Origin of the sequence: Pseudoflavonifractor sp. 524-17 (genome assembly GCF_009935845.1) — a bacterium.
Taxonomy (GTDB): Bacteria; Bacillota; Clostridia; order Oscillospirales; family Oscillospiraceae; genus Pseudoflavonifractor_A.
In genome coordinates this window covers 26709-47705 of sequence record NZ_QWEK01000012.1, presented here as the reverse complement: position 1 = coordinate 47705, position 20997 = coordinate 26709, and the positions used below count along the sequence as shown (strand labels likewise).

The following is a 20997-nucleotide window of genomic DNA, read 5'->3' as shown; positions in this document are numbered from 1 at the left end:
GCGGGGCCGCTACCACATGCTGTCCCCCTTGGTCACCAGCGTTTCGGTGAGCCCCGCCTGCTCCAGCACCTTGAGGGTGGCGCCGGCGGTGGACTGGACGGTGATGGTGACGGTGTAGTCGTAGCGCCTGTCAGCTCCGGCGGCGGCAAAGTGGAGGGTGATGTCGTTAAAGTAGCAGTTGGTATACCGCTCCTCGCTGTCCAGCAGGTAGTGCCGGCCCAGCCGGCCTTCGGCCAGGTCGGACTGGATGGCGTCCAGCAGCTCCTCCAGCAAATCGGTGGGGATAACAGCGGGCCCATCCAGGGTGGACAGCTCGGCGCTGAGCAGCGGGTCGCCCTCCTGGCAGCCATTGGAGGCAAAATACTGGAAAAGGATCTGCTCTGGGTCGTTGATCAGCCGGTCGAGCTGGGCCGCGGGGGAGGCCTCGTTTTTAAGCAGGTCCTCGTCCACGGGAATCCAGTACTGCCGTATCAAAGTGCCGCCCCCCTTGAGCAGATAGGTCAGCCGGAGATGCTGGGTCCCGCTGATCTGTATATCCCAGTTGGGGTAGGCGGCGGACGGGATCCATGACGCGTAGGCCCCCTGCTCGTCCGGCAGGTCCGCCTTGCTGCGCACGACGGCCTGATGGAGGGCGGCCACCCGGGCGATGTCCTCCGGTCGGTTGAGGCGGTAGCAGCCATAACCCCCGCTGTCCAGGGGGCTGAGCGAGTAGCTTTCAAGCGTTACCTCCGCCACCTGGCTGGCCTGGGGCACCCGGCTCTCAAAGCCGGTGAGGTCGAATTCCATCGCGCCGGCGGCCAGCACCAGCACCAGGGCGAAGGCCGCGCCCCCCGGCCAGCTCTTCCGGAAGACCCGGAAGCTCTTGCGCATGAGCATTTCCGCCACAAAATAGCCCCAAACGCCGGTGAACAGCATGAAGAGCAGCAGGGGCCACGCGCTGTTGGTGGACGCAAGGAAAAACAGGCTCCAGAAAAAGGTGCCCAGGGCCACAGCGGAGCAGAAGGCCACCCCGTACTTGAAGATGGGCTTTACCCAGCTCACCGCCACCACGTCCCCGGCGGTCTCGATGTGCCGGCGGTGGTACAGCGCGGCGGAGAGGGCGGCCAGCACCACCCCCGCCAGGGCGTATACAAAGATGGACAGCAGTCCGGTAAGCCGGTAGTCCGGCGCGCCGGAGCTCCCCACGGTGCGCCCCAGGCGGATGACCGGGGTAAGCCAGACGATCAGGTGGTCCATTCCTATGGTCCCCCCGTAGTAGCCGAAGAGGAACAGATCCGCCATGGCGCTGAAGAGGAGGTACAGCCCGTAGGCCAGAGCGTTCAGAACGCCGTAAAACACCGGCAGAGCCACGATGTTTCCGGTAAACATGGCGCAGAACACGGCGAAGGAGTAGAAAAAGAGGCTGAACATCGCCTGGCACCAGGTCCACAGGAACAGAGCGGTGAGATCCAGCCCCACCCCGATGTACACCTGAACCAGCAGAGTGAGCACAGCCACTGCCCCGATGGGCAGAAGGAAGAAGCACAGCCCGGACAGGTAGTTGGTGAGGAAAAGGCCCTCCCGCCGGATGGGCAGAGCGTGCATCATCCCGGCGGCGCGGCTGTTATACAGATAGGAGAACACCGCCATAGCCGCCAGCACGCCGAAAAAGAGGGACAGAAAGATGCCGCTGGGAATCAGATCGATGACAGCTTCCCGGTAGTAGGCCGCTCCCTCATGGCGGATGATACGGTCCCGGCTGGTGAGAAAATTGGTGGGCAGAATGAGAAACCATAGCACACTGTACAGGGTCCAGACAGGCCAGAACCGGGTCAGATTCTTTTGAAACAGCGTAAAATTAAACCAGCCGCACACACGGCAGGGCTTAGAGGACAATGTCTCGGACCGCATAGTCTTCCCCTCCCAGTTCATAAATAAAGATCTCCTCCAGCGTGAGGGGCAGGGCCTCCATCAGAATGGGGGCGTACACCGCCAGGCGGTTGGTGACCTCGTCGGCCTGCCCCCGGATGATCAGGGTGTGGATGCGCCCCACCTGGGATACGTGGAGGACTTCCATATCCTCCGGCAGCGCAGGCAGCTCCCGCTCCTGAAAGACAATCTGCATTTTGACAATGTTTTCCTGAAGATCGCTGAGAGATCGCTGGATCAGCACCTTTCCGTGGGAGAGAATGCCCACATGATCGCACACGTCCTCCAGCTCCCGCAGGTTGTGGGAGGACACCAATACCGTGGTATTGTATTCCGTCACGTCCCCCATGAGCAGAGACCATACCTGCCGCCGCATCACCGGATCCAGGCCGTCCACCGGCTCATCCAGCACCAGCACGTCGGGCCGGCAGCACAGGGCCAGCCAGAAGGCGCTCTGCTTCTGCATCCCCTTGGACAGCCGGCGGATGGGGGTTTTCTCATCCACAGTGGGAAAGATCTCCTTCAAAGCCTGGTACCGCTTTGCGTCGAAGCGGGGGTAGAAGCCCCGGTAAAATTTCATCATATCCCGGGTGGAGGCGGACAGGAAGGCGTACAGCTCGTCTGGAATAGAGGCGATCCGGGCTTTCACCGCCGGATTTTCATATACCTCCTGGCCGTCCACCAGCACCTCCCCCTGGTCGGGCCGGTAGACGCCGGTGATATGCCGCAGAATGGTGGACTTCCCCGCCCCGTTTGGCCCCACCAGGCCGTAAATGGACCCTTTGGGCGCCTCCATGGTCAGGCCGTCCAGGGCGCGGAAGCCGTCAAAGGTTTTGATAACATGCTTTGCCGCGATCATGGCGTCTCCTCCTCTCCGCTGCCGGTCCGGGCGGCGGTATGCAGCCGCTGGGCCAGCTCCTGCACCGTCATGCCCAGGAACAAAAGCTCCGCGGCGGTCTGGTCAAACTGCTCCAGCAGGCCGGAACACCGCTGCCTGTCAATGCCCTCCCGGGAGGCCGCGAAGCACCCCTTCCCCGCCACCGCATGGAGGTAACCCTCCGCCTCCAGGGCCTCGTAGGCCCGCTGGATGGTGTTGGGGTTGATGGCCAGCGAAGAGGCCAGCGCCCGCACGGAGGGCAGCTTATCCCCCGGCTGGATGGCCCCGGCCACCACCAGATGGCGCAGGCCGTCCTTCACCTGCTCATAGATGGGGCGGGCGTCCCGGTAGTCCAGACGGATCATCCTGATCTCCCCTTTCTGATTTACTGTATGAAGTGTATTAGTACAGTTAGTATATGGGAGGGATCCGCGGAATACAAGGGGGGGAAACTTACGATTTTATGACATTTTGGCAGGGGACCCCTGCGGGGGATTTGTGCTCGCCGCACGGGCCGCCTGCGCGGCGGGCGCCAGGGCCCTTTCCCGAAAGGACCCTGGACCCAAAGGGCCAGAGGGGGGTTGACCCCCCTCTGGACTCCCCCATACGGGGGCCCACCCGGCGCATAGCGCCGGATTTCTGCCATGCCGTTTTGCCAGTCTGGCAGATAACGCAGCCCCAGCTAAGGCCTTGTACTTACGTTACAATAGAAGTGCCGGGCCTCCTGAGTCGGCCCTGGGAAATTTTTGTGAATATGTTTCCAGATATTCAGACTAATTCTATAATGTTTATTAATAGATAATACTGATTGTAAATATAACTGAATATTATCTTCCGAATTTATCGAAAATATCAATATCATTTTTATTGACAAACACATGAAAATATTGTAGGATATAATCGGGTCCAATATAATCAAAGGCGAGGTGGTGCATCATTCAAACTTTATTAACGGCTGCAATAACTCTTACTGCCTCTAGCTTGGTGCCAAGTTTTGCAGCAACACCGCGCTACGAGACCGTCTGCGGCAGTAGACCATATCATGTGATGAGGTCGCATTGGTTAGGAACTGCCTATGTTAATGGTGAGACATATATTGGACATGGCTGTGCCTGGCAATGTGAAAACTGTAATTATGTTATGGTTACAGAAGGTGATGTAACTCTTGATCCAGGGGTTGCAGTTGGCAAATGGGCAGGTTATGCTTGCTCCTATAAACTAGGTCCCTTAGAGCAGGTTTATATGAATGCGGAAGAGTGGGGAGCAGATTATAATAGCAACACTCTGCCTGGCTTCAGGTTTTTTAATTCCAATTGGAGATGAGGTATTGACAAAGTCCTATTTTAAAAATTGACTTTATCAATAGTTTCCTAGCAAATTCAGAAATTTTTGATGATTTCTGAATTACCATGTAAATTGAGAAAGGAAAGCGTTCACGAATCTACCCGGACGCTTTCCTTTTTATATCTTTGGTGCAGGAGGAGATTATGAGTAAGATTTATCCAACCAAGTGTAAATGGTTCCTTCCGTTCCTATGTGCCCTGCTTCTGTTTGCGGGGGGCTGCGCCCCGAAAGCGGAGGCCGTGCCGGGAGAGGAATTGGTGCGGGCTCTGTTTACCACGAACCAGGACGGACGGTGGGAGAAATTTCAATCCGCGGGGACAGGCGAAGCCGGTCTGGAGGCATATCTGGAGCCCTTTTCCGCGCTGTGTACGGACAGAGGGCTGTACAGCCTGACCAGCAACCGGTATGTCTACCGTCTGGACGAGCTGGCGGCGGAGGGGGACTGCACCGTAACGCCTACGGCGTATTCTGTTGACGGGCAGGAGGGAGACACGGTCAATTTCTCCGTTACCCTGTCGGTGAGCCGGGACGGAGCGGAGATCGGCACCGCCGTCCAGGCCGGCCAGCTTACTTTGTCAGAGGACGGCCGGGTGGATTCCCTTTGGCTGGAGGACATGAGCAGTCTGATTCAGGTAATTCAGAGCTGACCCCCCACCCCCGGGCCGACCAGGGAGGCCCGGCACAGAAAACTGAGACGGGCGGGAGACTTCCCGCTGAAATCACGTCGCCTGCCAGACTTACACATCGGTATGGCAGTCATCCGGCGCGGTGCGCCGGGTGGTCCTATCGTATGGGGGTTCCCCAAGGGGGTCAACCCCCCTTGGGCCCTGGCGTCCGCCGCGCAGGCGGCCCGCCCGGCGAGGGCAAATCCCCCCGCAGGGGCCCGCCCGGAGGGCGGAAAAATCCCCCCGCGGGGGCGCCCCGGGGCCCATCCCCCTGGAAAATAATAAAATTTCACAAAACGACATGACAAACGCGGGGGAAGGATTTATAATAAGTGTGAGCCCTCCCCCATCCGGGCCGGACCGCGCTCAAAATACCAAATCTGGAATATGGAATAAGGGGTGCATTCCCATGGTTTTTCTTGACGAGGCAAATTGGAGCAGCTTCCTGCGCTGCGTGGCCGATCTGATCGGCAGCGCCCAGGTGCTGTCGATGCGGGACATTCCCCACCACCCTGGCTGCAACTGCTACGAGCACTCGGTTTTTGTGGCCTACGTGGCCTTCCGTCTGGCCCGGCGCTGGGGGCTGGATTACCGTACGGCGGCCCGGTGCGGCCTGCTGCACGATCTCTACCTGTACAACGCCCGGGAGCCGGGCACCCACCCCGGCAACCAGTGCTTTGACCATCCGGTGGCCGCGGTGCGCAACGCCCGCGCCCTGTGCGGCACCCTCTCCTCCAAGGAGGAAAACATCATCATCTCCCATATGTGGCCCCTGGCCAAGCGGCGCCCCCGGAGCAAAGAAGCTGCGGTGGTCAACCTGGCGGACAAATTCTGTGCCACGGCGGAGGTTACGCAGATCTGGCGCGCCATGCGGATGCGCCAGCTGGTTTCAGCCTGATACACAGTGAGGAAGCGAGGAGGACCCCGGCGGGTCCTCCTTTTTAGTCCGCCGGAATGGTCATGTTTTCTAGGTTCCAGCGGAGAAAACGGGCCGGTCATTGTGCATCTGTCTGATAAGTGCGAAAAAGAGGGGGTTTGCGGGAATAGATGGTGCATTTCCTCTGCGTGTTTGATATAATTCCCTTGCGAAAAATATAGTGTACTTAAAAAGGAGGGTGAGCGCTTATGACGGAAACCGCGGGCGCAGTTCTATTTCTTCCCCGGGAGGGGAACCGGCGTACCCTGATGCTGGAGGATATCCTCTTCGATCCGGCGGCGCTGTGGCTGTCCAAGGCGCTGGAAGAGGCCGGGTTCTCCCGTTTTCTAGTGGTCTGCCACCAGGACGACCGGGAGGGCGCCGCCGCCTGCTTCCCCAAGGGGACGGAGTTCATCACCACCGGAACCGAGGACGCCCGGGAGCGGCTGCTGACCTTCCTGGAGCAGAATGAGCGGGTAGCGGCCATCACCCAGCCGGTATTTCTGCCCTGGGGCGCCCTGCCCCGGCTGCGCTGCGGCCAGACGGAGCTCCCCCCGGAGGATCGCCGCGCCCACCGGCTGGAGCGGACAGCCCCCCAGTGTCACGGCGTGTATGAGTTCACCCCCGCCGGCCGGCAGGCCCTCCAGGACGGGGGCGGCATCCAGGAGGTCCTGTCCGCCCACTGCCGGCCCTATGAGGAGTGCTTTTTTTGGGTGGACGAGTTCAGCCTCTTTGGGGAACTCCAGACCCAGGCCAAGACCTTCTCTGTCCAGCGCCTGCGCAGCGGCGGCGTGCGCTTCCTCGACCCACAGAATACCTACGTAGGCCCCTGCGTCACCGTGGGCGAGGGGACGCTCCTCCTGCCAGGCACGATTCTCAAAGGGAACACGGTCATCGGCGAGGGGTGCGAGATCGGGCCTCATACCGTGATTCGGGACTGCACCGTGGGGGACCGGGTGGTGGTCAACGCCTCCCAGCTCAATGAGAGCACAATCCGCGCCGGCGCCAAAATCGGACCCTTCGCCTACGTGCGGCCCAACTGCAAGGTAGGCCGGGACGTAAAGGTGGGGGACTTCGTAGAGCTGAAGAACTCCACCATCGGGGACGGAACCAAGATCTCCCACCTCACCTACGTGGGGGACTCCGACGTGGGCGGCGGGGTGAACTTCGGCTGCGGCACCGTTACGGTGAACTATGACGGCCTGGCCAAGTTCCGCACCACCATCGGGGACAACGCCTTCATCGGCTGCAACACCAACCTGGTGGCCCCGGTGAAAATCGGCGACGGGGCCTATACCGCCGCCGGCTCCACCATTACCGACGATGTGCCCCCCGACTCTCTGGCCATCGCCCGCAGCGTGCAGGTGGTGAAAAAGCAGTGGGCGGCCAAACGCCGCAGCCGCAGGAAATAGCCTGCCCCCCGTGAGCAGGCTCAAAATATGAGAGGATGTTTGATAGAAATGATAGCGCATGGAAAGGATATCAAGATCTTTTGCGGAAGCTCCAACAAGGCCCTGGCCCTGGATATCTGCAATGTGATCGGCACCCCCCTGGGCAACGCGGAGGTAGGCACCTTCTCCGACGGGGAGAAATACGTCTCCATTTACGAGACGGTGCGCGGCTCCGACGTATTCGTCATCCAATCCACATGCAGCCCTGTCAACGACAATCTGATGGAGCTGCTCATCATGATCGACGCCATGAAGCGGGCCTCCGCCGGGCGGATCACCGCCGTCATTCCCTATTTCGGCTACGCCCGCCAGGACCGCAAGACCAAGCCCCGCGACCCCATTTCCGCCAAGCTGGTGGCCAACCTGATCACCCGGGCCGGCGCCGACCGGGTGCTGACCATGGACCTGCACGCCAACCAGATCCAGGGCTTCTTCGACATCCCCGTGGACAATCTGCTGGGCTCCCCCATCTTTGTGCGGCACTTTATGGAAAAATATCAGGACTGCCACGGCGAGGTCATGGTGGTCTCCCCCGATGTGGGCTCCGTGGCCCGGGCCCGGGCCTTTGCCCAGAAGCTGGATATGCCCCTGGCCATCGTGGATAAGCGCCGCCAGAAGGCCAACTCCTCCGAGGTGATGAATATCATCGGCGACGTAAAAGACAAGCGGGTTATTCTGCTGGACGACATGGTGGACACCGGCGGCTCCCTGTGCCACGCGGCCAAGGCCCTGGTGGAGATCGGCGGGGCCAAGTCTGTGGCCGCCTGCGCGTCCCACGGGGTGCTCTCCGGCCCCGCGGTGCAGCGGATTCAGGACAGCGTGCTGGATGAGGTGCTCTTCCTCAACACCATCCCCGCCCACGGCGCCCCCTGCGACAAGATCAAATACCTCTCGGTGGCCCCCATGTTCGCCGAGGCCATTGACCGCATTTATGAGGAGATTTCGGTCTCCAAGCTCTTCCTATAAGCATACATCAAAAAGGGCGGGAGAAATTCCCGCCCTTATTTTCGAGGTGACACATGTTATTTGGCAGACAAGGGCCCGGTGTAAGCTGGCTGGTGGCCGGTTTGGGCAACATTGGCAGCAAGTACGAGAACACCCGCCACAATGTGGGGTTTGAGACCGCGGACGAGCTGGCGGAGCGGGCGGGGGTGCCCCTGCAAAAGCTGAAATACCGGGCCCTGACCAATACCATTTCCCTGGGCGGGGAGAAAATTCTGCTGATGAAGCCGGTGACCTTTATGAATCTGTCCGGCGAGTCGGTGGGGCAGGCCGCCGCCTTTTTCAAAATCCCGCCGGAGCGGGTGCTGGTGATTTCCGACGACGTGGCCCTCCCCGTGGGCAAGCTGCGGGTGCGGCGGGGGGGCTCCGCCGGGGGGCACAACGGCCTGAAAAGCATCATCGCCCACCTGGGAACCGACCAGTTCCCCCGGGTGAAAATCGGCGTGGGAGAAAAGCCGCACCCCGGCTACGATATGGCCGACTGGGTGCTGGGCAGGTTCCAGGGGGAGGACCGCAAAAAGATAGACGAAGCCGTCAAGCGGGCGGCGGACGCGGTGGAGTGCCTCATTGCCCAGGGCATCGAGCGGGCCATGAGCCGCTACAACTGAAAACCGGCCCGGCAGCTTCTTTCGCTGCCGGGCCGGTTTTTATGTATGGGTGGGTTTACTTCTTGGTAAACTCCACGGTGATGCCGTCCTGCTCGATGGTCAGGGTGCTGCCCTTGACGGTCATGGTGCCGGTGTCGCCCTGCACGTCCATGGAGACCTTGTCGCCGTCCTGGCTCCAGGTGCCCTCCACCTCGACGCCGGCCAGAGCCAGAATCAGCTTGCCGTCCTTCTCAAAGGTGTAGGTCATCTCGCCGCCGAACACGGCCTCCAGATCGGCCTTGCTCACCTTGGTGCTGCCCTGGGAGCCGCCGCTGAGGGCCCAGGTGGTGCCGGTAACATCGGTGGCGCCGGAACCGCCGCCGCCGCAGGCGGCCAGACCCAGGACCAGAGCAAACGCCATCAGCAGAGCCACAATTCTCTTCTTCATACCTTCATTTCCTCCTAAAAGATCGATGAAATTCCGCCGGCGCATTTCAGCCGGTGTCAATATACTTAATCGGCTCTTCTCTCAAAAAGATTATAGGCAATCGTTACCATTTTTGGTCTAGGTATAGAATATTTTTTATCTATTTTGATGACGCCCGGCCCTCTCAATCCACCCAGTCCCTGACATAGCGTTTCATGGCGCGCTCAAAGAGGGAGGCATACTTTTCCCGCTCCTCCCCTGCCCCCTCCAAAAGCGGAAGCACCCGCCGGCGGATGCGATCTGTACTGGCAGGAGTGAAATCGCCCGTTTTCCACATTTCTGGAGAGAAGGGATCGTCCATTGCGAGCTGAACGAGAAGTGTATCCAGCAGATGCTCCGCAGATCGGATCCGAGACGGCTCGAAGTCAGGAGATATATCTATTTGCACATAACCGATCTTATCTGAATAGACGATATCAAAATAAGGATTTTCCTCGATATAGGGCCGAAATATATCTAAAATCATATCTAATTCCTGCTTGGTTTCACTGCTGTAAATCATGAGGTTCCCCCATTTCTTGTTTCTTGTAAATAGAATTTAACCTGCTCTATTATACTGCTGCTTATAAGTATAAGCAATACCTGGCTGAAATCTTGGTACAATACATACCAAAATTCCGGGGGGATTGCGATGTCTAAACTGCTGAGCGGGAAACAATTCGGGGAAAATATCCGGCGGATTCGGAAAAGCCGCAACCTTACGCAAGAAGAGACCATCGCCAGATTGCAGGTGCTCGGTTCTCCCCTCAGCCGCAGCACGTATTCCTTGATAGAAATGGGAAGAGGAAATATTTATGTAAGCGATTTGGTTGCGCTGCAAATGGTTTTCGGCGCAAAATACGAAGAGTTCTTTAAAAATATCCCTCCCTCTCGGGATTGCGTAACACATGAGCCATAGAATCTGTGCCGTTTGGCGCAGGTTCTTTTGTTTTCCCGGGAAATCATAGGGGCGGGCTCCAAACCCGCTGTCTCCCAATTTCGCGCATTATGCGGGCGCTGGCCCTGCTTCCCCTTGACGGTATGTGGAAAAAGATTTATACTTTTTTAAATATACCACTTATTATGAAACAATTTTGCACGGTTTTAGGGTACAAATCCAGTCTGCGCTTGTGGTGCGCTTTCTTCATTTTAAACACGTCCAATTGGCTGCATTCGTATGATAACACACAACTGTTTGGATGTTAATATGCTTTAAAAATTATTTTGGAGGGATGCAGATGCTGTTCTCAACCCGTCTCAAGGATCTGCGCAGCAAGCAGAATTTGACGCAGAAAGAGGTGGCGGATGCGGTAGGTATGGCGGCGGTGGCCTATCAGCGGTATGAATATGGGACGAGGGAGCCGGCGTTCCGGCAGTTTATCGCCTTGGCAGACTTCTTCGATGTGAGCCTTGACTATCTGGCGGGACGCACCGACGATCCTAAGCGGCATTAAAACGGCCTTGTATGTGTCCCGCCCCGCTTCCCCTTGACGGTATGTGGAAAAAGATTTATACTTTTCAGAACGCAAGACCCCGCCCTGGGATGGATAGGGCAGGGGGATTGGCGGCGGCATAACTTCCATTTTTTTCTAGAAAGGAGGGCGGTTCCATGAAGCTGCTCACCCAGGCGCTCCGGGAGATGCCGGAGTTTCAGGGGCTTCTGGCGGCGGTGGACGGGGGCGGCTGTCCGGCGGCGGTGTCGGGCCTGTCGCCGGTCCATCGCGCCTATCTGGCGGCGGGGCTGCGGCAGGAGACCGGCCGGAGCATTGTGCTGGTGTGCGCCGACGAGGAGGAGGCGGGCCGGATGGCCTGGGACCTCCAGGCCCTCACCGGGGAGGAGGTGTGCCGCCTCTCCGCCCGGGAGTTCACCTTTCACCACGCGGCGGTGATCTCCCGCCAGTGGGAACACCGGCGGCTGTCCGCGTTCCGCGCCCTGTCTGCCGGGGCCTGTCCTGTCACGGTGGCCACGGTGGAGGCCCTGCTCCAGCGCACCATACCCAAGGCCCAGCTTCTGCGCGCCGTGCGCACCCTCCGCCTGGGGGAATCCTGCGATTTGGAGGAGCTGGCGGGCCAGCTCGCCGCCGCGGGGTACACCCGCTGCCAGCAGGTGGAGGGTGTGGGGCAGTTTGCTTTGCGGGGGGGCATTGTGGACGTGTTCTCCCCCGCCCACCCAAAGCCGGTGCGGGCGGAGCTGTTCGGAGACGAGATCGACTCCATCGGCTTCTTCGACCCCAATACCCAGCGCCGGACGGAAAATCAAAAGGAGGCGGAGATCCTCCCCTGCGCCGAGGTGCTGCCCCAGCTGGCCCCCGGGGGCCTGGCGGGCCTGGACCGGGCGCTGGGGGAGCTCATTGAGCGCTGCCGCCGCCGGAAGGGGGACAACGCCGCCCTGCTCCAGACGCTGGAGGAGGACCGGGCACGGCTGGCCAACGGGGCCTCTTTCCCCGCGGCGGATCGGTACCTCCCCTTAATCTATCCGGAAATGGCCACCGCAGCGGATTATCTGCCGGCGGACGCGGTGGTGCTCTTCAGCGAGAGCCCCCGGGTGGCGGAGCGGGCCCGCGGCTGTCAGTGGCAGCTGGGGGAGGACATCAACACTTTGTTGGAGCAGGGCCTTGTGGCGGGGGAGCTGGCTCATCCCGCCCGCTCGCCCGGGGAGCTGATGGACCGGCTGGAGGACTGGCCCCTGGTCTTTTTGGACTCCTTCGCCACCGCCCAGTACCCCAAAAACCCCCGCTCTTTGCTGAATCTGGCGGTAAAGCAGCTCCCCTCCTACGGCACCAGCCTGGAGACCGCCGTGTCCGACCTGTCCCACTATCTGGACGAAGGATACCGGGTGGTGGTGCTGGTGTCCACCCCCCAGCGGGCGGACAACCTCCAGGCCCTGCTCCGGGAGCAGAGCAGTCTGAAACCCGCTGTGGACTGCGCCCTCCACGCGCTGCCCCCCTCCGGCAAGGCGGTGATCGCCGTGGGCGGACTGTCCGCGGGGCTGGAGCTCACCCATGCCCGCTTCGCCGTGCTCACCGAGGGGCAGGCCGCGTCTCCCAAGCGCCCCCGGGCCAAGGGAAAGGGGATCACCAACCGGGAGAAGCTCAGCTCCTACGCCGACCTCTCCCCCGGGGATCTGGTGGTCCACGAGCACCACGGCGTGGGCCGCTTTCAGGAGATGGTGCGCATCCAGGTGGACGGGGTGGACAAAGACTATGTAAAAATCGCCTACGCCGGGGCGGACGTGCTCTATGTCCCCGCCACCCAGCTGGATCTGGTGAGCAAGTACATCGGCGGCGGGGAGGACGCCCAGGAGACCAAGAAGCTGTCCAAGCTGGGGGGTGCCGACTGGGAGAAAGCCAAAACCCGGGCCCGCAAGGCGGTGAAGGATCTGGCCAAGGGGCTGATTCAGCTCTATGCCCAGCGCCAGCGCCAGCCGGGGTACGCTTTCTCCCCCGACTCGGAGTGGATGAAGGAGTTTGAGGACCAGTTCGAGTACGCCGAAACCGACGACCAGCTTCGCTGCATCGCCGAGATCAAGGCGGACATGGAGCAGCCCCGGCCCATGGACCGCCTGCTGTGCGGGGACGTGGGGTACGGCAAAACCGAGGTGGCCTTCCGGGCCATTATGAAGTGCGTGCTGGACGGCAAGCAGGCCGCCGTTCTGGTGCCCACCACCGTCCTGGCCCGGCAGCACTTCCTCTCCGCCAAACAGCGTTTTGCCAAGTATCCGGTGGAGATTGACGTGGTGTCCCGCTTCCGTACCCCCGCCCAGATGAAGGACACCCTGCGCCGGGTGGAACAGGGGGGCATTGACCTGCTCATCGGCACCCACCGCCTGTTCCAGAAGGATGTGAAGTTCAAGGATTTGGGCTTGTTGGTGGTGGATGAGGAGCAGCGCTTCGGCGTGGCCCACAAGGAGAAGCTGAAGGAGCTGTCCAAGCAGGTGGATGTGCTCACCCTCTCCGCCACCCCCATTCCCCGGACGCTGAACATGGCCCTGTCCGGCATCCGGGACATGTCCAGCCTGGAGGAGCCCCCCATGGACCGCCAGCCAGTGCAGACCTACGTGCTGGAGCACGACTGGGGGATCCTTGCCGACGCCATGCGCCGGGAGCTGGAGCGGGGGGGCCAGGTCTACTACCTCCACAACCGGGTGGAGACCATCACCCGGGCCGCCGCCCGGATCAAAGAGCTGCTGGGGGACGCGGCCGAGGTGGCGGTGGCCCACGGCAAGATGACCCAGGAGGAGCTCAACGACGTGATGAAGCGCATGAGCGACGGGGAGGTGGACGTGCTGGTATGCACCACCATCATTGAAACCGGCATCGACATCGCCAATGTCAACACCCTGATTATTGAGGACGCGGACCGGATGGGCCTGGCCCAGCTCCACCAGATCCGGGGGCGGGTGGGCCGGTCCAGCCGCCGGGCCTACGCCTACCTCACCTTCCGCCGGGGTAAGGTGCTGTCCGAAATAGCCTCCAAGCGGCTGGCCGCTATCCGGGAATTCGCCGCCTTTGGCTCCGGCTTCAAAATCGCCATGCGGGACCTGGAGATCCGGGGGGCGGGCAATGTGCTGGGCCCGGAGCAGAGCGGGTTTCTGCTCAGCGTGGGCTATGACCTGTACTTAAAGCTGCTGGAGGAGGCGGTGCTGGAGGAGCGGGGGGAGCCCATTCCCAAAAACACCGAGTGCTCCGCCGATTTGACGGTGTCCGCCGCCATTCCCGACCGCTATGTCCCCAGCCCGGAGCAGCGCATGGACCTCTACCGCCGCATTGCCGCCATCCGCAGCGAGGCGGACGCCGACGACCTCACCGACGAGCTGATTGACCGGTACGGCGACCCGCCCAGGACGGTGAACAATCTTATCGCCGTGGCCCTCATGCGCGCCGCCGCCGCCCAGTGCGGCATTATCGAGATCAGCCAGAAGGGGGATCAGCTCCGCTTCGCCCTGGACCGCTTCGATTTCCAGCAGGTGTCCGTCCTGTGCGGGGAGCGGAAGTACCAGGGCCGGCTGGTGGTGCTTCCTGGGGACCAGCCGGCCATTGCCCTGCGGCTGAAAAAGGGAGAGGACGCCCTGAAATGGGCCCGCCGCCTGGTGGAGGACTATGCCGCCCTCTCCCCCGCCGGGGCAGAGCCGGCCGCGGCCGTGAATACAGACTCTGAGAGAAAAAACAGACTCTAGGAGGAATCCCATGAAACAGTTAAGACAGAAGATGTGCGCCGGCCTGGCCGGCGTGATGCTGGCCGCTTCCATGGCCGGCTGCCAGAGCAAACCGGAGACGCCCGCCCCCGGCGGCGACGATGTGGCCTACCGCCTGGCGGGCATCCCGCGGGACAGCGTCCTTATCCAGGTGGACGGCCAGCCCATTACCGCCGAGGAGTACCTCTTCTGGCTGGGGCAGAGCATCTATTACCAGCGGCAGATGGGCAATCTGGCCGATGACGCCGCCTGGGAGGCGGAGCTGGAGGGCAAGAGCGCCGCCCAGTACGTGAAGGAGGACGCCCTGGAGCTGGCCAAGCTTTACCGGGTGATGGCCAACCATGCCCAGGAGCTGGGGGTGTCCGTTACCGACGAGCAGATGGCCCAGGTGGACCAGGAACTGGCCGTTCTGGAGGAGGGGCTTGCCGCCCAGGGAATGACCCTGCAAATGGCCCTGGATGCCCAGTGCATTTCTCGGGAGGGCTACCGCGTCTTGCTGGGGGAAAATTACTACCTCTTCGACGCGGTGTATGATAAGCTCCTGGCTGACGGCGCGTTAGAGCCTGCCGGGGAGGAAATGGCCGGCTATCTGGAGGAGAGCGGTTACTATAAGGTAAAGCACATCCTCCTGTCCACCCGCCGGGAAACCGGGGAGACAGACGTCTTCGGCTATCCCGTGTACGAGGCCTTCTCCGAGGCCGAGACCCAGGCCGTCAAGGCCGAGGCGGATGAGCTGACGGCCCAGCTGCGCGCCGCTGACGACCGGGAGGCCTTCTTTGACCAGAAGATGAACGAGCGCAGCGACGACGGCCGGGACGCCAACGGCAATCTGGGCGCTCCCGACGGCTACCTGGCCCAGCCCGGCCAGATGGTCCCCGAGTTTGAGACCGCCTCCCTGGCCCTGGAGGTGGGGGAGATCAGCGACCCGGTGAAGAGCGAGTTCGGTTACCACATCATTCTCCGCCTGGACGCGGACAACGACGAGACCCGCGCCGCCTTCCGTGAAAACAAGATGCTGGAGCTTCAGCAGCAGTGGCTGGACGAGGCCGCAGTCACCCTGGACCCCGCCTACGACGCCATTGACCCCAAGGAGTTCTCCGCCAACCAGAGCGCCCTGACCCAGGAGCTCCAGGCCGAGGCCGAGGCACGGCTGGCGGCGGAAGCCACCCCAGAACCCACCCAGGACCCCAGAGCTACCCTCACCCCCGCGGAAACCGCTGAGCCCGGGCCCGCCTGCGACCCGGAGCCCAGCTCCACCTGGACCCCACGGGAGTGAAGCTACAGCGGACAGGTCCCGGCGGGACCTGCACAGCCGGCTTCCAGCTCCTACGGTGCCAAGGCCGTTTGACGGATAACATAAGGTTATGCGGGCGGGTTCCAAACCCGCCCGTTTTTCGGGGTTGCGCTTTGGAGGGAACCGGTGTATCATAATGGCAGAAAGGGGCCCCTTTCTCTTCTTTCGTTGCACGAAAGAAGAGAAAGGGGCCCCTTTCTCTTCTTTCGTTGCACGAAAGAAGAGCGGCCCTGCAAAACGAAACGGAGGAACAGAACATGAGAAAGCAGATCATACCGGCGGCCCTGGCGCTGGCCCTGACGGCGGGGCTGATCCCGGCGTCGGCGGCGGGGGGCACGGCCTACGCCGCCACCCAGACGGTGCAGGTGGACGGCAAGGCGGTGGAGTTTCAGGCCTACGCCCTGAAGGACGAGAAGGGCAACGCCACCAACTACGTGAAGCTGCGGGACGTGGCCTATGTCCTCAACGGCACCTCCGCCCAGTTCAATGTGGGGTGGGACGGGGCCATCAACATCCTCCCCGGCCAGGGGTACACCGCCGCCGGCGGGGAGATGCAGACCCCCTTCTCCGGCGACCGGAGCTACACCACCTCCGCCGCGGAGACCCGGGTAAACGGCAGCGCCGTGAAGCTGGAGGCCATCGAGCTCAAGGACGACAAGGGCGGGGCGTACACCTACTACAAGCTCCGCGACCTGGGGACCGCGTTGGGCTTCAAAGTGGATTGGTCCGCCCAGCGGGGCATCTTCATTGAGACCGGCGGGGCCGCCCAGTCCACCGGAGACGCGAACCTGGATCTGTTCCAGGGTGCGTGGAAGGGGGACTTCAAAAACACGGATGGGGATCCGATGTCTGAGGAGCTCATCATCACCGGCAATCAGGTGGAAAAAGTGGTGAAAAATTCGTCGTCAGGCAGTATACGAGTATATAAAGGGACCGTACTGGCTCAGACGAATATGGTCAATCCAAGCAACGGGAAAACATACCCGTATGTACTGACCCTTACGATAAACGAACGTCTGAATCGAAAGACTGGAGAGATGGAGCCATATGAGGCAACTGGTTATTATTATGTCAAATCCATAGACTCCGGCGCGGGACAAGTAAATTGGTCTTTTGGCACCTACAACCGGATGAACCTCTCAGATTCCGGCACAATGTACGCTGGCGTACAAGCTGAGCTGGCAGAGATAGAGGCACAAAGGGAGCGGGTGAAACAGTATCCCACCTATGCGGAGTTCCCCACGGTTCCCGATTTTGGCGCAATCTTTGGTGTAAACCTAGTGGAGAAGAGCGAAGCGTCAAAAAAAACCGGCCACATTGTTTACAGATACAGCGCGAGCGATGACCAATGGAGTGAGTATGTAAAAATTTTGAAAGGCTGCGGGTTTAAACCTACCCATCACATGAGTGTCACAGGAGACATGAATCTGTATTACGACGCCCTCGGCTATTCTGTCTCCTACATAGGCAGCGTGGAGAAAATCGGAGACAGGTATGTGTATTTGGATACCTTTGGAGTATCGGTTCAGAAAACCCAATAACCGTCGGGAACCCCAGGCCTCGGGCGGCGCGGCGTTTTGCCGCGCCGCTTTTTCCGCGGGCTTTCCCGGCCCGCCCCCGCCGGACGAACTATTTAGTTTACATTCTGAGATTCCACTTGATTTATTTCCTTTCTGTGATATGATATAGAGGATAGCCACACCTTTTGGCACCCTATATTAAGGAGGACATGGACATGATTGATCTCAGCATCAACCGCGAAAATTTGGACCGCAATATTAAAAAGGCCCGGGAGAATAACGTCATTATCCCCACCATCGCTCAGATGCAGCACCCTGAGACCATCCCCGAGAAGATCCAGGCCAAGCTGAAGAGCGTGGGCCTGTGGGATGTCAATCCCCTGAACCTGTTCCGCATCACTTGGAAGAACGAGGCCAAGGAGTCCGGCGGCGGCTATCAGGCCGTGCCCAACTATGTGGAGCTGCCCTCCTCCCTCACCGGTGTACCCTGCCGCATCATCGCCATGGCTGGCAAGTGGTTCCCCACCGGCTGCCATAAGGTGGGCGCATCTTTCGGCTGTCTGGCCCCCCGCCTGGTCACCGGCCAGTTCGACGCCTCCTATCACAAGGCCGTTTGGCCCTCCACCGGCAACTACTGCCGGGGCGGCGCCTTTAACTCCAAGCTGCTGGCCTGCGACTCCGTGGCCATCCTCCCCGCCGAGATGAGCCAGGAGCGCTTTGACTGGCTGAAGAGCATCGCCGGCGAGGTGATCGCCACCCCTGGCTGCGAGTCCAACGTGAAGGAGATCTTTGACAAGACCTGGGAGCTCAAGCAGGACCCCCAGTACATGATCTTCAACCAGTTTGAGGAGATGGGCAACCCCCTGTGGCACTACAACGTCACCGGCAACGCCCTGGCCGATCTGTATGAGGCCGTCAAGCGCCCCGGCGACCGGCTGTCCGGCGCCTGCTTCACTTCCGGTTCCGCCGGTACCATGTCCGCCGGCGACCGCCTGAAGGATCTCTATCCCCACCTGAAGCTGGCCGTGGGCGAGGCGCTGCAGTGCCCCACCATCGTAAACAACGGCTTCGGCGGCCACCGCATTGAGGGCATCGGCGACAAGCATATCCCCTGGATCCACAACGTGAAGAATACCGACATGGCCATCGCCATTGACGACGAGGACTCCCAGCGCCTGCTGCGCCTGTTCAATACCCCCGACGGACAGAAGTACCTGAAGGAAGAGCTGGGCCTGGACGCCGGCCTCATTGAGAAGCTGACCTGGCTGGGCATCTCCGGCATCGCCAACGTGCTGTGCTGCATCAAGATGGCCAAGTACTATGAGTTCACCGAGCACGACGTGATCGCCACCGTCCTCACCGACTCCGCCGTCATGTACGGCAGCCGCGTGGAGGAGCTCAACCAGGCCCACGGCGCCTACAACGCCCACGAGGCCGCCCTGGACCACAACCTGCACATGCTGGGCCTGAAGACCGACAACCTGCTGGAGCTGACCTATCAGGAGCGCAAGCGCGTACACAACCTGAAGTACTACACCTGGGTGGAGCAGCAGGCCAGAGACGTGAAGGATCTGAACGACCTGTGGTACGATACCGAGAACACTTGGGACGCGGTCCACAACCAGGCCAAGGATCTGGACGAGCTGATTAACCAGTTCAACGAGGCCACCGGCCTGCTCAAGAGCCTGTAAACCCAGCGTATTTTTATCCGGTAGCCCATAGGAAGGAGGGCGGGGCTGCGGCCCCGTCCTCTTTTGGTTTTTCCGCCCTCCGGGCGGGGCCCCTGCGGGGGATTGCCCCCCCTCGGGACTTCCCCATACGAGGGGCCCGCCCGGCGCACCGCGCCGGATGACTGCCATGCTGATTTGTGAGTTTGGCGGACAACGTGATTCCAGCGTAGGTCTTCTGCCAGACTAAGATTTCTGTGCCGGGCCTCTCAAGTCGGCCCGGGGGGAGGATCACCGGGGACTTACCCCCGGGCCGACTGGGGAGGCCCGGCTCTTCTATTGTAACGTAAGCGCAAGGCCGCAGCTGGGGCTGCGTTGACTGCCAGGTTATCAGAGCGTTGAGGCAGTGGTGGCGGCGCGGTGCGCCGCCTGGGCTCCCGTATGGGGGAGTCCAGAGGGGGGGTCAACCCCCCTCTGGCCCTTTGGGGTTCCGGGGCCCTTTCGGGAAAGGGCCCCGGGCGCCGCCCGCGCAGGGCCATCCCCCCGCAGGGCCCCCTGCTCATTTCATAAAGTAAGGAGAACACCATGAAAAACGTCAAATACGCAAAGTGTGTCAAGTGCGGCAAAGAGTATGAGGCCACCCCCCATACCACCACCTGTTCCTGCGGCGGGATTCTGGACATTGTCTACGACTACGACTACATCAAGGCCCATTTTACCAAGGACGACCTGGCCAAGAGCCAGGAGTGGTCCATGTGGCGCTACCGCCCCCTGCTGCCGGTGGAGCCCGACTCCCCGGCTACCCCCCTGCGGGTGGGCTGGTCTCCCCTGTACAAGGCGGACAATCTGGCCAAGGAGCTGGGGCTGAAAACCCTTTACGTCAAGGACGACGGGCAGAACCCCACCGCCTCTCTGAAGGACCGCGCCTCCGCCATGGCGGTGGTAAAGGCCCGGGAGGCCGGGGCCAAGACCATTGCCTGCTCCTCCACCGGCAACGCCGCCTCCAGCCTGGCCGGCAACGCGGCGGCGGCAGGCATTCCAACCTATATCTTCGTGCCCTCCCGGGCGCCCAAGGGCAAGGTGGCCCAGCTGCGCATCTTCGGCGCCACGGTGATCAGCGTGGACGGCTCCTATGAGGACACCTTTGAGCTGTCCAAGGCCGCCATTGAGAAGTGGGGCTGGTACAACCGCAACGCCGCCATCAACCCTTACCTGTCCGAGGGCAAAAAGACCGTTACTCTGGAGATTATGGAGCAGCTTAACTGGCAGGTGCCGGACTTTATCGCCCTATCCGTGGGCGACGGCTGCACCATCGCCGGCGCGTGGAAGGGCCTCAAGGACCTGTACGCCGCCGGATTTATCGACAAGCTGCCCCGGCTCATCTCCGTCCAGGCGGAGGGCTGCTGCCCCCTGAACCGGGCCATTATGACCGATACCCCCTGGCAGCCCATGGAGGAGAATACGCTGGCGGACTCCATCGCCGTGGGGGTGCCCCGGAACGCGGACAAGGCCCTGATGGCCATCCGCGAGTCTAACGGCCTGGTGATCAACGTCTCCGACGACGAGATTTTGGCCGCAATGCGCCTGCTGGGCCGCACCCAGGGCGTCTTTGGCGAACCCGCCGGCGTCACCGGCACCGCCGGCGTGAAGAAAGCCCTGGAAAACAACCTCCTGGACCCGAACTCCACCGTGGTCAGCGTAGTCACCGGCAATGGCCTGAAGGACGTGGCCAACGGCATCAAGGCCGCCGGAGAGCCCATGCTGGTCCGGCCCAGCATGGAGGAGCTGCTCAAGACCTTCGAGGCCAACGGAATTCATCCCTGATTTAGGGTGCCCTGCGCGGGCGGCGTCCGGGGCCCTTTCCCGAAAGGGCCCCGGAACCCCAAAGGGCTCAAGGGGGGTTGACCCCCCTTGAGAATCCCCCATGACGATAGGCCCACCCGGCGCACCGCGCCGGATATCTGCCATGCCGATGTGCCAGTCTGGCAGACAACGCAATCTCAGCTGGGGCTTTACAGTAATGTTACAATAGAAGCACCGGGCCTCCCTGGTCGGCCCGGGGGTTTGTCTATACAGGACGTTCCCCCGGGCCGGCTGGGGAGGCCC

17 protein-coding genes are annotated in these 20997 nt (G+C 61.2%); 12 read left to right on the top strand and 5 right to left on the bottom strand.

From position 1 onward, the window contains the following. Window positions 1-9 precede the first annotated feature (9 nt). Genes D1159_RS04230 through D1159_RS04220 form a run of 3 tightly spaced genes read right to left on the bottom strand, consistent with a single transcriptional unit; the run spans window position 10 to window position 3150 of the window. Window positions 10-1890: an ABC transporter permease gene (locus D1159_RS04230; protein WP_161844455.1), complete on the bottom strand. Its 1881-nt coding sequence runs from the start codon at window positions 1888-1890 to the stop codon at window positions 10-12. Further along, entirely contained in the window at window positions 1865-2767 is a 903-nt protein-coding gene (locus tag D1159_RS04225) for an ABC transporter ATP-binding protein (protein ID WP_161844454.1), read from the bottom strand. Before D1159_RS04225 ends, D1159_RS04230 begins: the two co-directional genes overlap by 26 nt. Further along, window positions 2764-3150 (bottom strand): GntR family transcriptional regulator, encoded by a 387-nt coding sequence (locus D1159_RS04220; protein ID WP_161844453.1) that lies wholly within the window; start codon window positions 3148-3150, stop codon window positions 2764-2766. The genes D1159_RS04225 and D1159_RS04220 overlap by 4 nt, the downstream gene beginning before the upstream one ends. 1122 nt (window positions 3151-4272) lie before the next feature. Between D1159_RS04220 and D1159_RS04215 the strand changes: the two genes are divergently transcribed. From D1159_RS04215 to pth, 5 genes are all read left to right on the top strand, one after another. After that, window positions 4273-4776, top strand: coding sequence for a hypothetical protein (locus D1159_RS04215; RefSeq protein ID WP_161844452.1), 504 nt, complete (start codon window positions 4273-4275; stop codon window positions 4774-4776). A gap of 427 nt (window positions 4777-5203) precedes the next feature. After that, window positions 5204-5692 (top strand): HD domain-containing protein, encoded by a 489-nt coding sequence (locus D1159_RS04210; RefSeq protein ID WP_161844451.1) that lies wholly within the window; start codon window positions 5204-5206, stop codon window positions 5690-5692. Window positions 5693-5919: 227 nt separating this feature from the next. Next, window positions 5920-7122: a DapH/DapD/GlmU-related protein gene (locus D1159_RS04205; protein WP_161844450.1), complete on the top strand. Its 1203-nt coding sequence runs from the start codon at window positions 5920-5922 to the stop codon at window positions 7120-7122. A gap of 48 nt (window positions 7123-7170) precedes the next feature. Next, window positions 7171-8127 (top strand): ribose-phosphate pyrophosphokinase, encoded by a 957-nt coding sequence (locus D1159_RS04200; protein WP_161844449.1) that lies wholly within the window; start codon window positions 7171-7173, stop codon window positions 8125-8127. A 53-nt stretch (window positions 8128-8180) separates the two neighbouring features. Next, window positions 8181-8771: an aminoacyl-tRNA hydrolase gene (gene pth, locus D1159_RS04195; RefSeq protein WP_161844448.1), complete on the top strand. Its 591-nt coding sequence runs from the start codon at window positions 8181-8183 to the stop codon at window positions 8769-8771. A gap of 55 nt (window positions 8772-8826) precedes the next feature. Here the strand turns inward: pth and D1159_RS04190 are convergent, their stop codons facing one another. After that, complete coding sequence (locus D1159_RS04190; RefSeq protein ID WP_161844447.1) at window positions 8827-9198, bottom strand: hypothetical protein; 372 nt, start codon at window positions 9196-9198, stop codon at window positions 8827-8829. A gap of 163 nt (window positions 9199-9361) precedes the next feature. Further along, window positions 9362-9739 (bottom strand): hypothetical protein, encoded by a 378-nt coding sequence (locus D1159_RS04185; RefSeq protein ID WP_161844446.1) that lies wholly within the window; start codon window positions 9737-9739, stop codon window positions 9362-9364. A 129-nt stretch (window positions 9740-9868) separates the two neighbouring features. Between D1159_RS04185 and D1159_RS04180 the strand changes: the two genes are divergently transcribed. The 7 genes from D1159_RS04180 (at window position 9869) to D1159_RS04150 (ending at window position 20715) form a co-directional block, all read left to right on the top strand. Further along, entirely contained in the window at window positions 9869-10135 is a 267-nt protein-coding gene (locus D1159_RS04180; RefSeq protein WP_161844445.1) for a helix-turn-helix transcriptional regulator, read from the top strand. A 319-nt stretch (window positions 10136-10454) separates the two neighbouring features. After that, entirely contained in the window at window positions 10455-10670 is a 216-nt protein-coding gene (locus D1159_RS04175) for a helix-turn-helix transcriptional regulator (protein WP_161844444.1), read from the top strand. A 155-nt stretch (window positions 10671-10825) separates the two neighbouring features. Next, a complete protein-coding gene (gene mfd, locus D1159_RS04170) occupies window positions 10826-14392 on the top strand; it encodes a transcription-repair coupling factor (RefSeq protein ID WP_161844443.1) in 3567 nt (1188 codons plus the stop codon). 10 nt (window positions 14393-14402) lie between these two features. Then, window positions 14403-15686, top strand: a complete 1284-nt coding sequence (locus D1159_RS04165) for a peptidylprolyl isomerase (RefSeq protein WP_161844442.1) — start codon at window positions 14403-14405, stop codon at window positions 15684-15686. Between the two features lie 275 nt (window positions 15687-15961). Next, the gene (locus D1159_RS04160; protein ID WP_161844441.1) at window positions 15962-17245 is read left to right on the top strand and encodes a hypothetical protein; all 1284 of its coding nucleotides are present in this window, start codon (window positions 15962-15964) and stop codon (window positions 17243-17245) included. Window positions 17246-17439: 194 nt separating this feature from the next. Then, window positions 17440-18915 (top strand): pyridoxal-5-phosphate-dependent protein subunit beta, encoded by a 1476-nt coding sequence (locus D1159_RS04155; protein ID WP_161844440.1) that lies wholly within the window; start codon window positions 17440-17442, stop codon window positions 18913-18915. A gap of 561 nt (window positions 18916-19476) precedes the next feature. Next, window positions 19477-20715 (top strand): threonine synthase, encoded by a 1239-nt coding sequence (locus tag D1159_RS04150; RefSeq protein ID WP_161844439.1) that lies wholly within the window; start codon window positions 19477-19479, stop codon window positions 20713-20715. Window positions 20716-20997 lie beyond the last annotated feature (282 nt).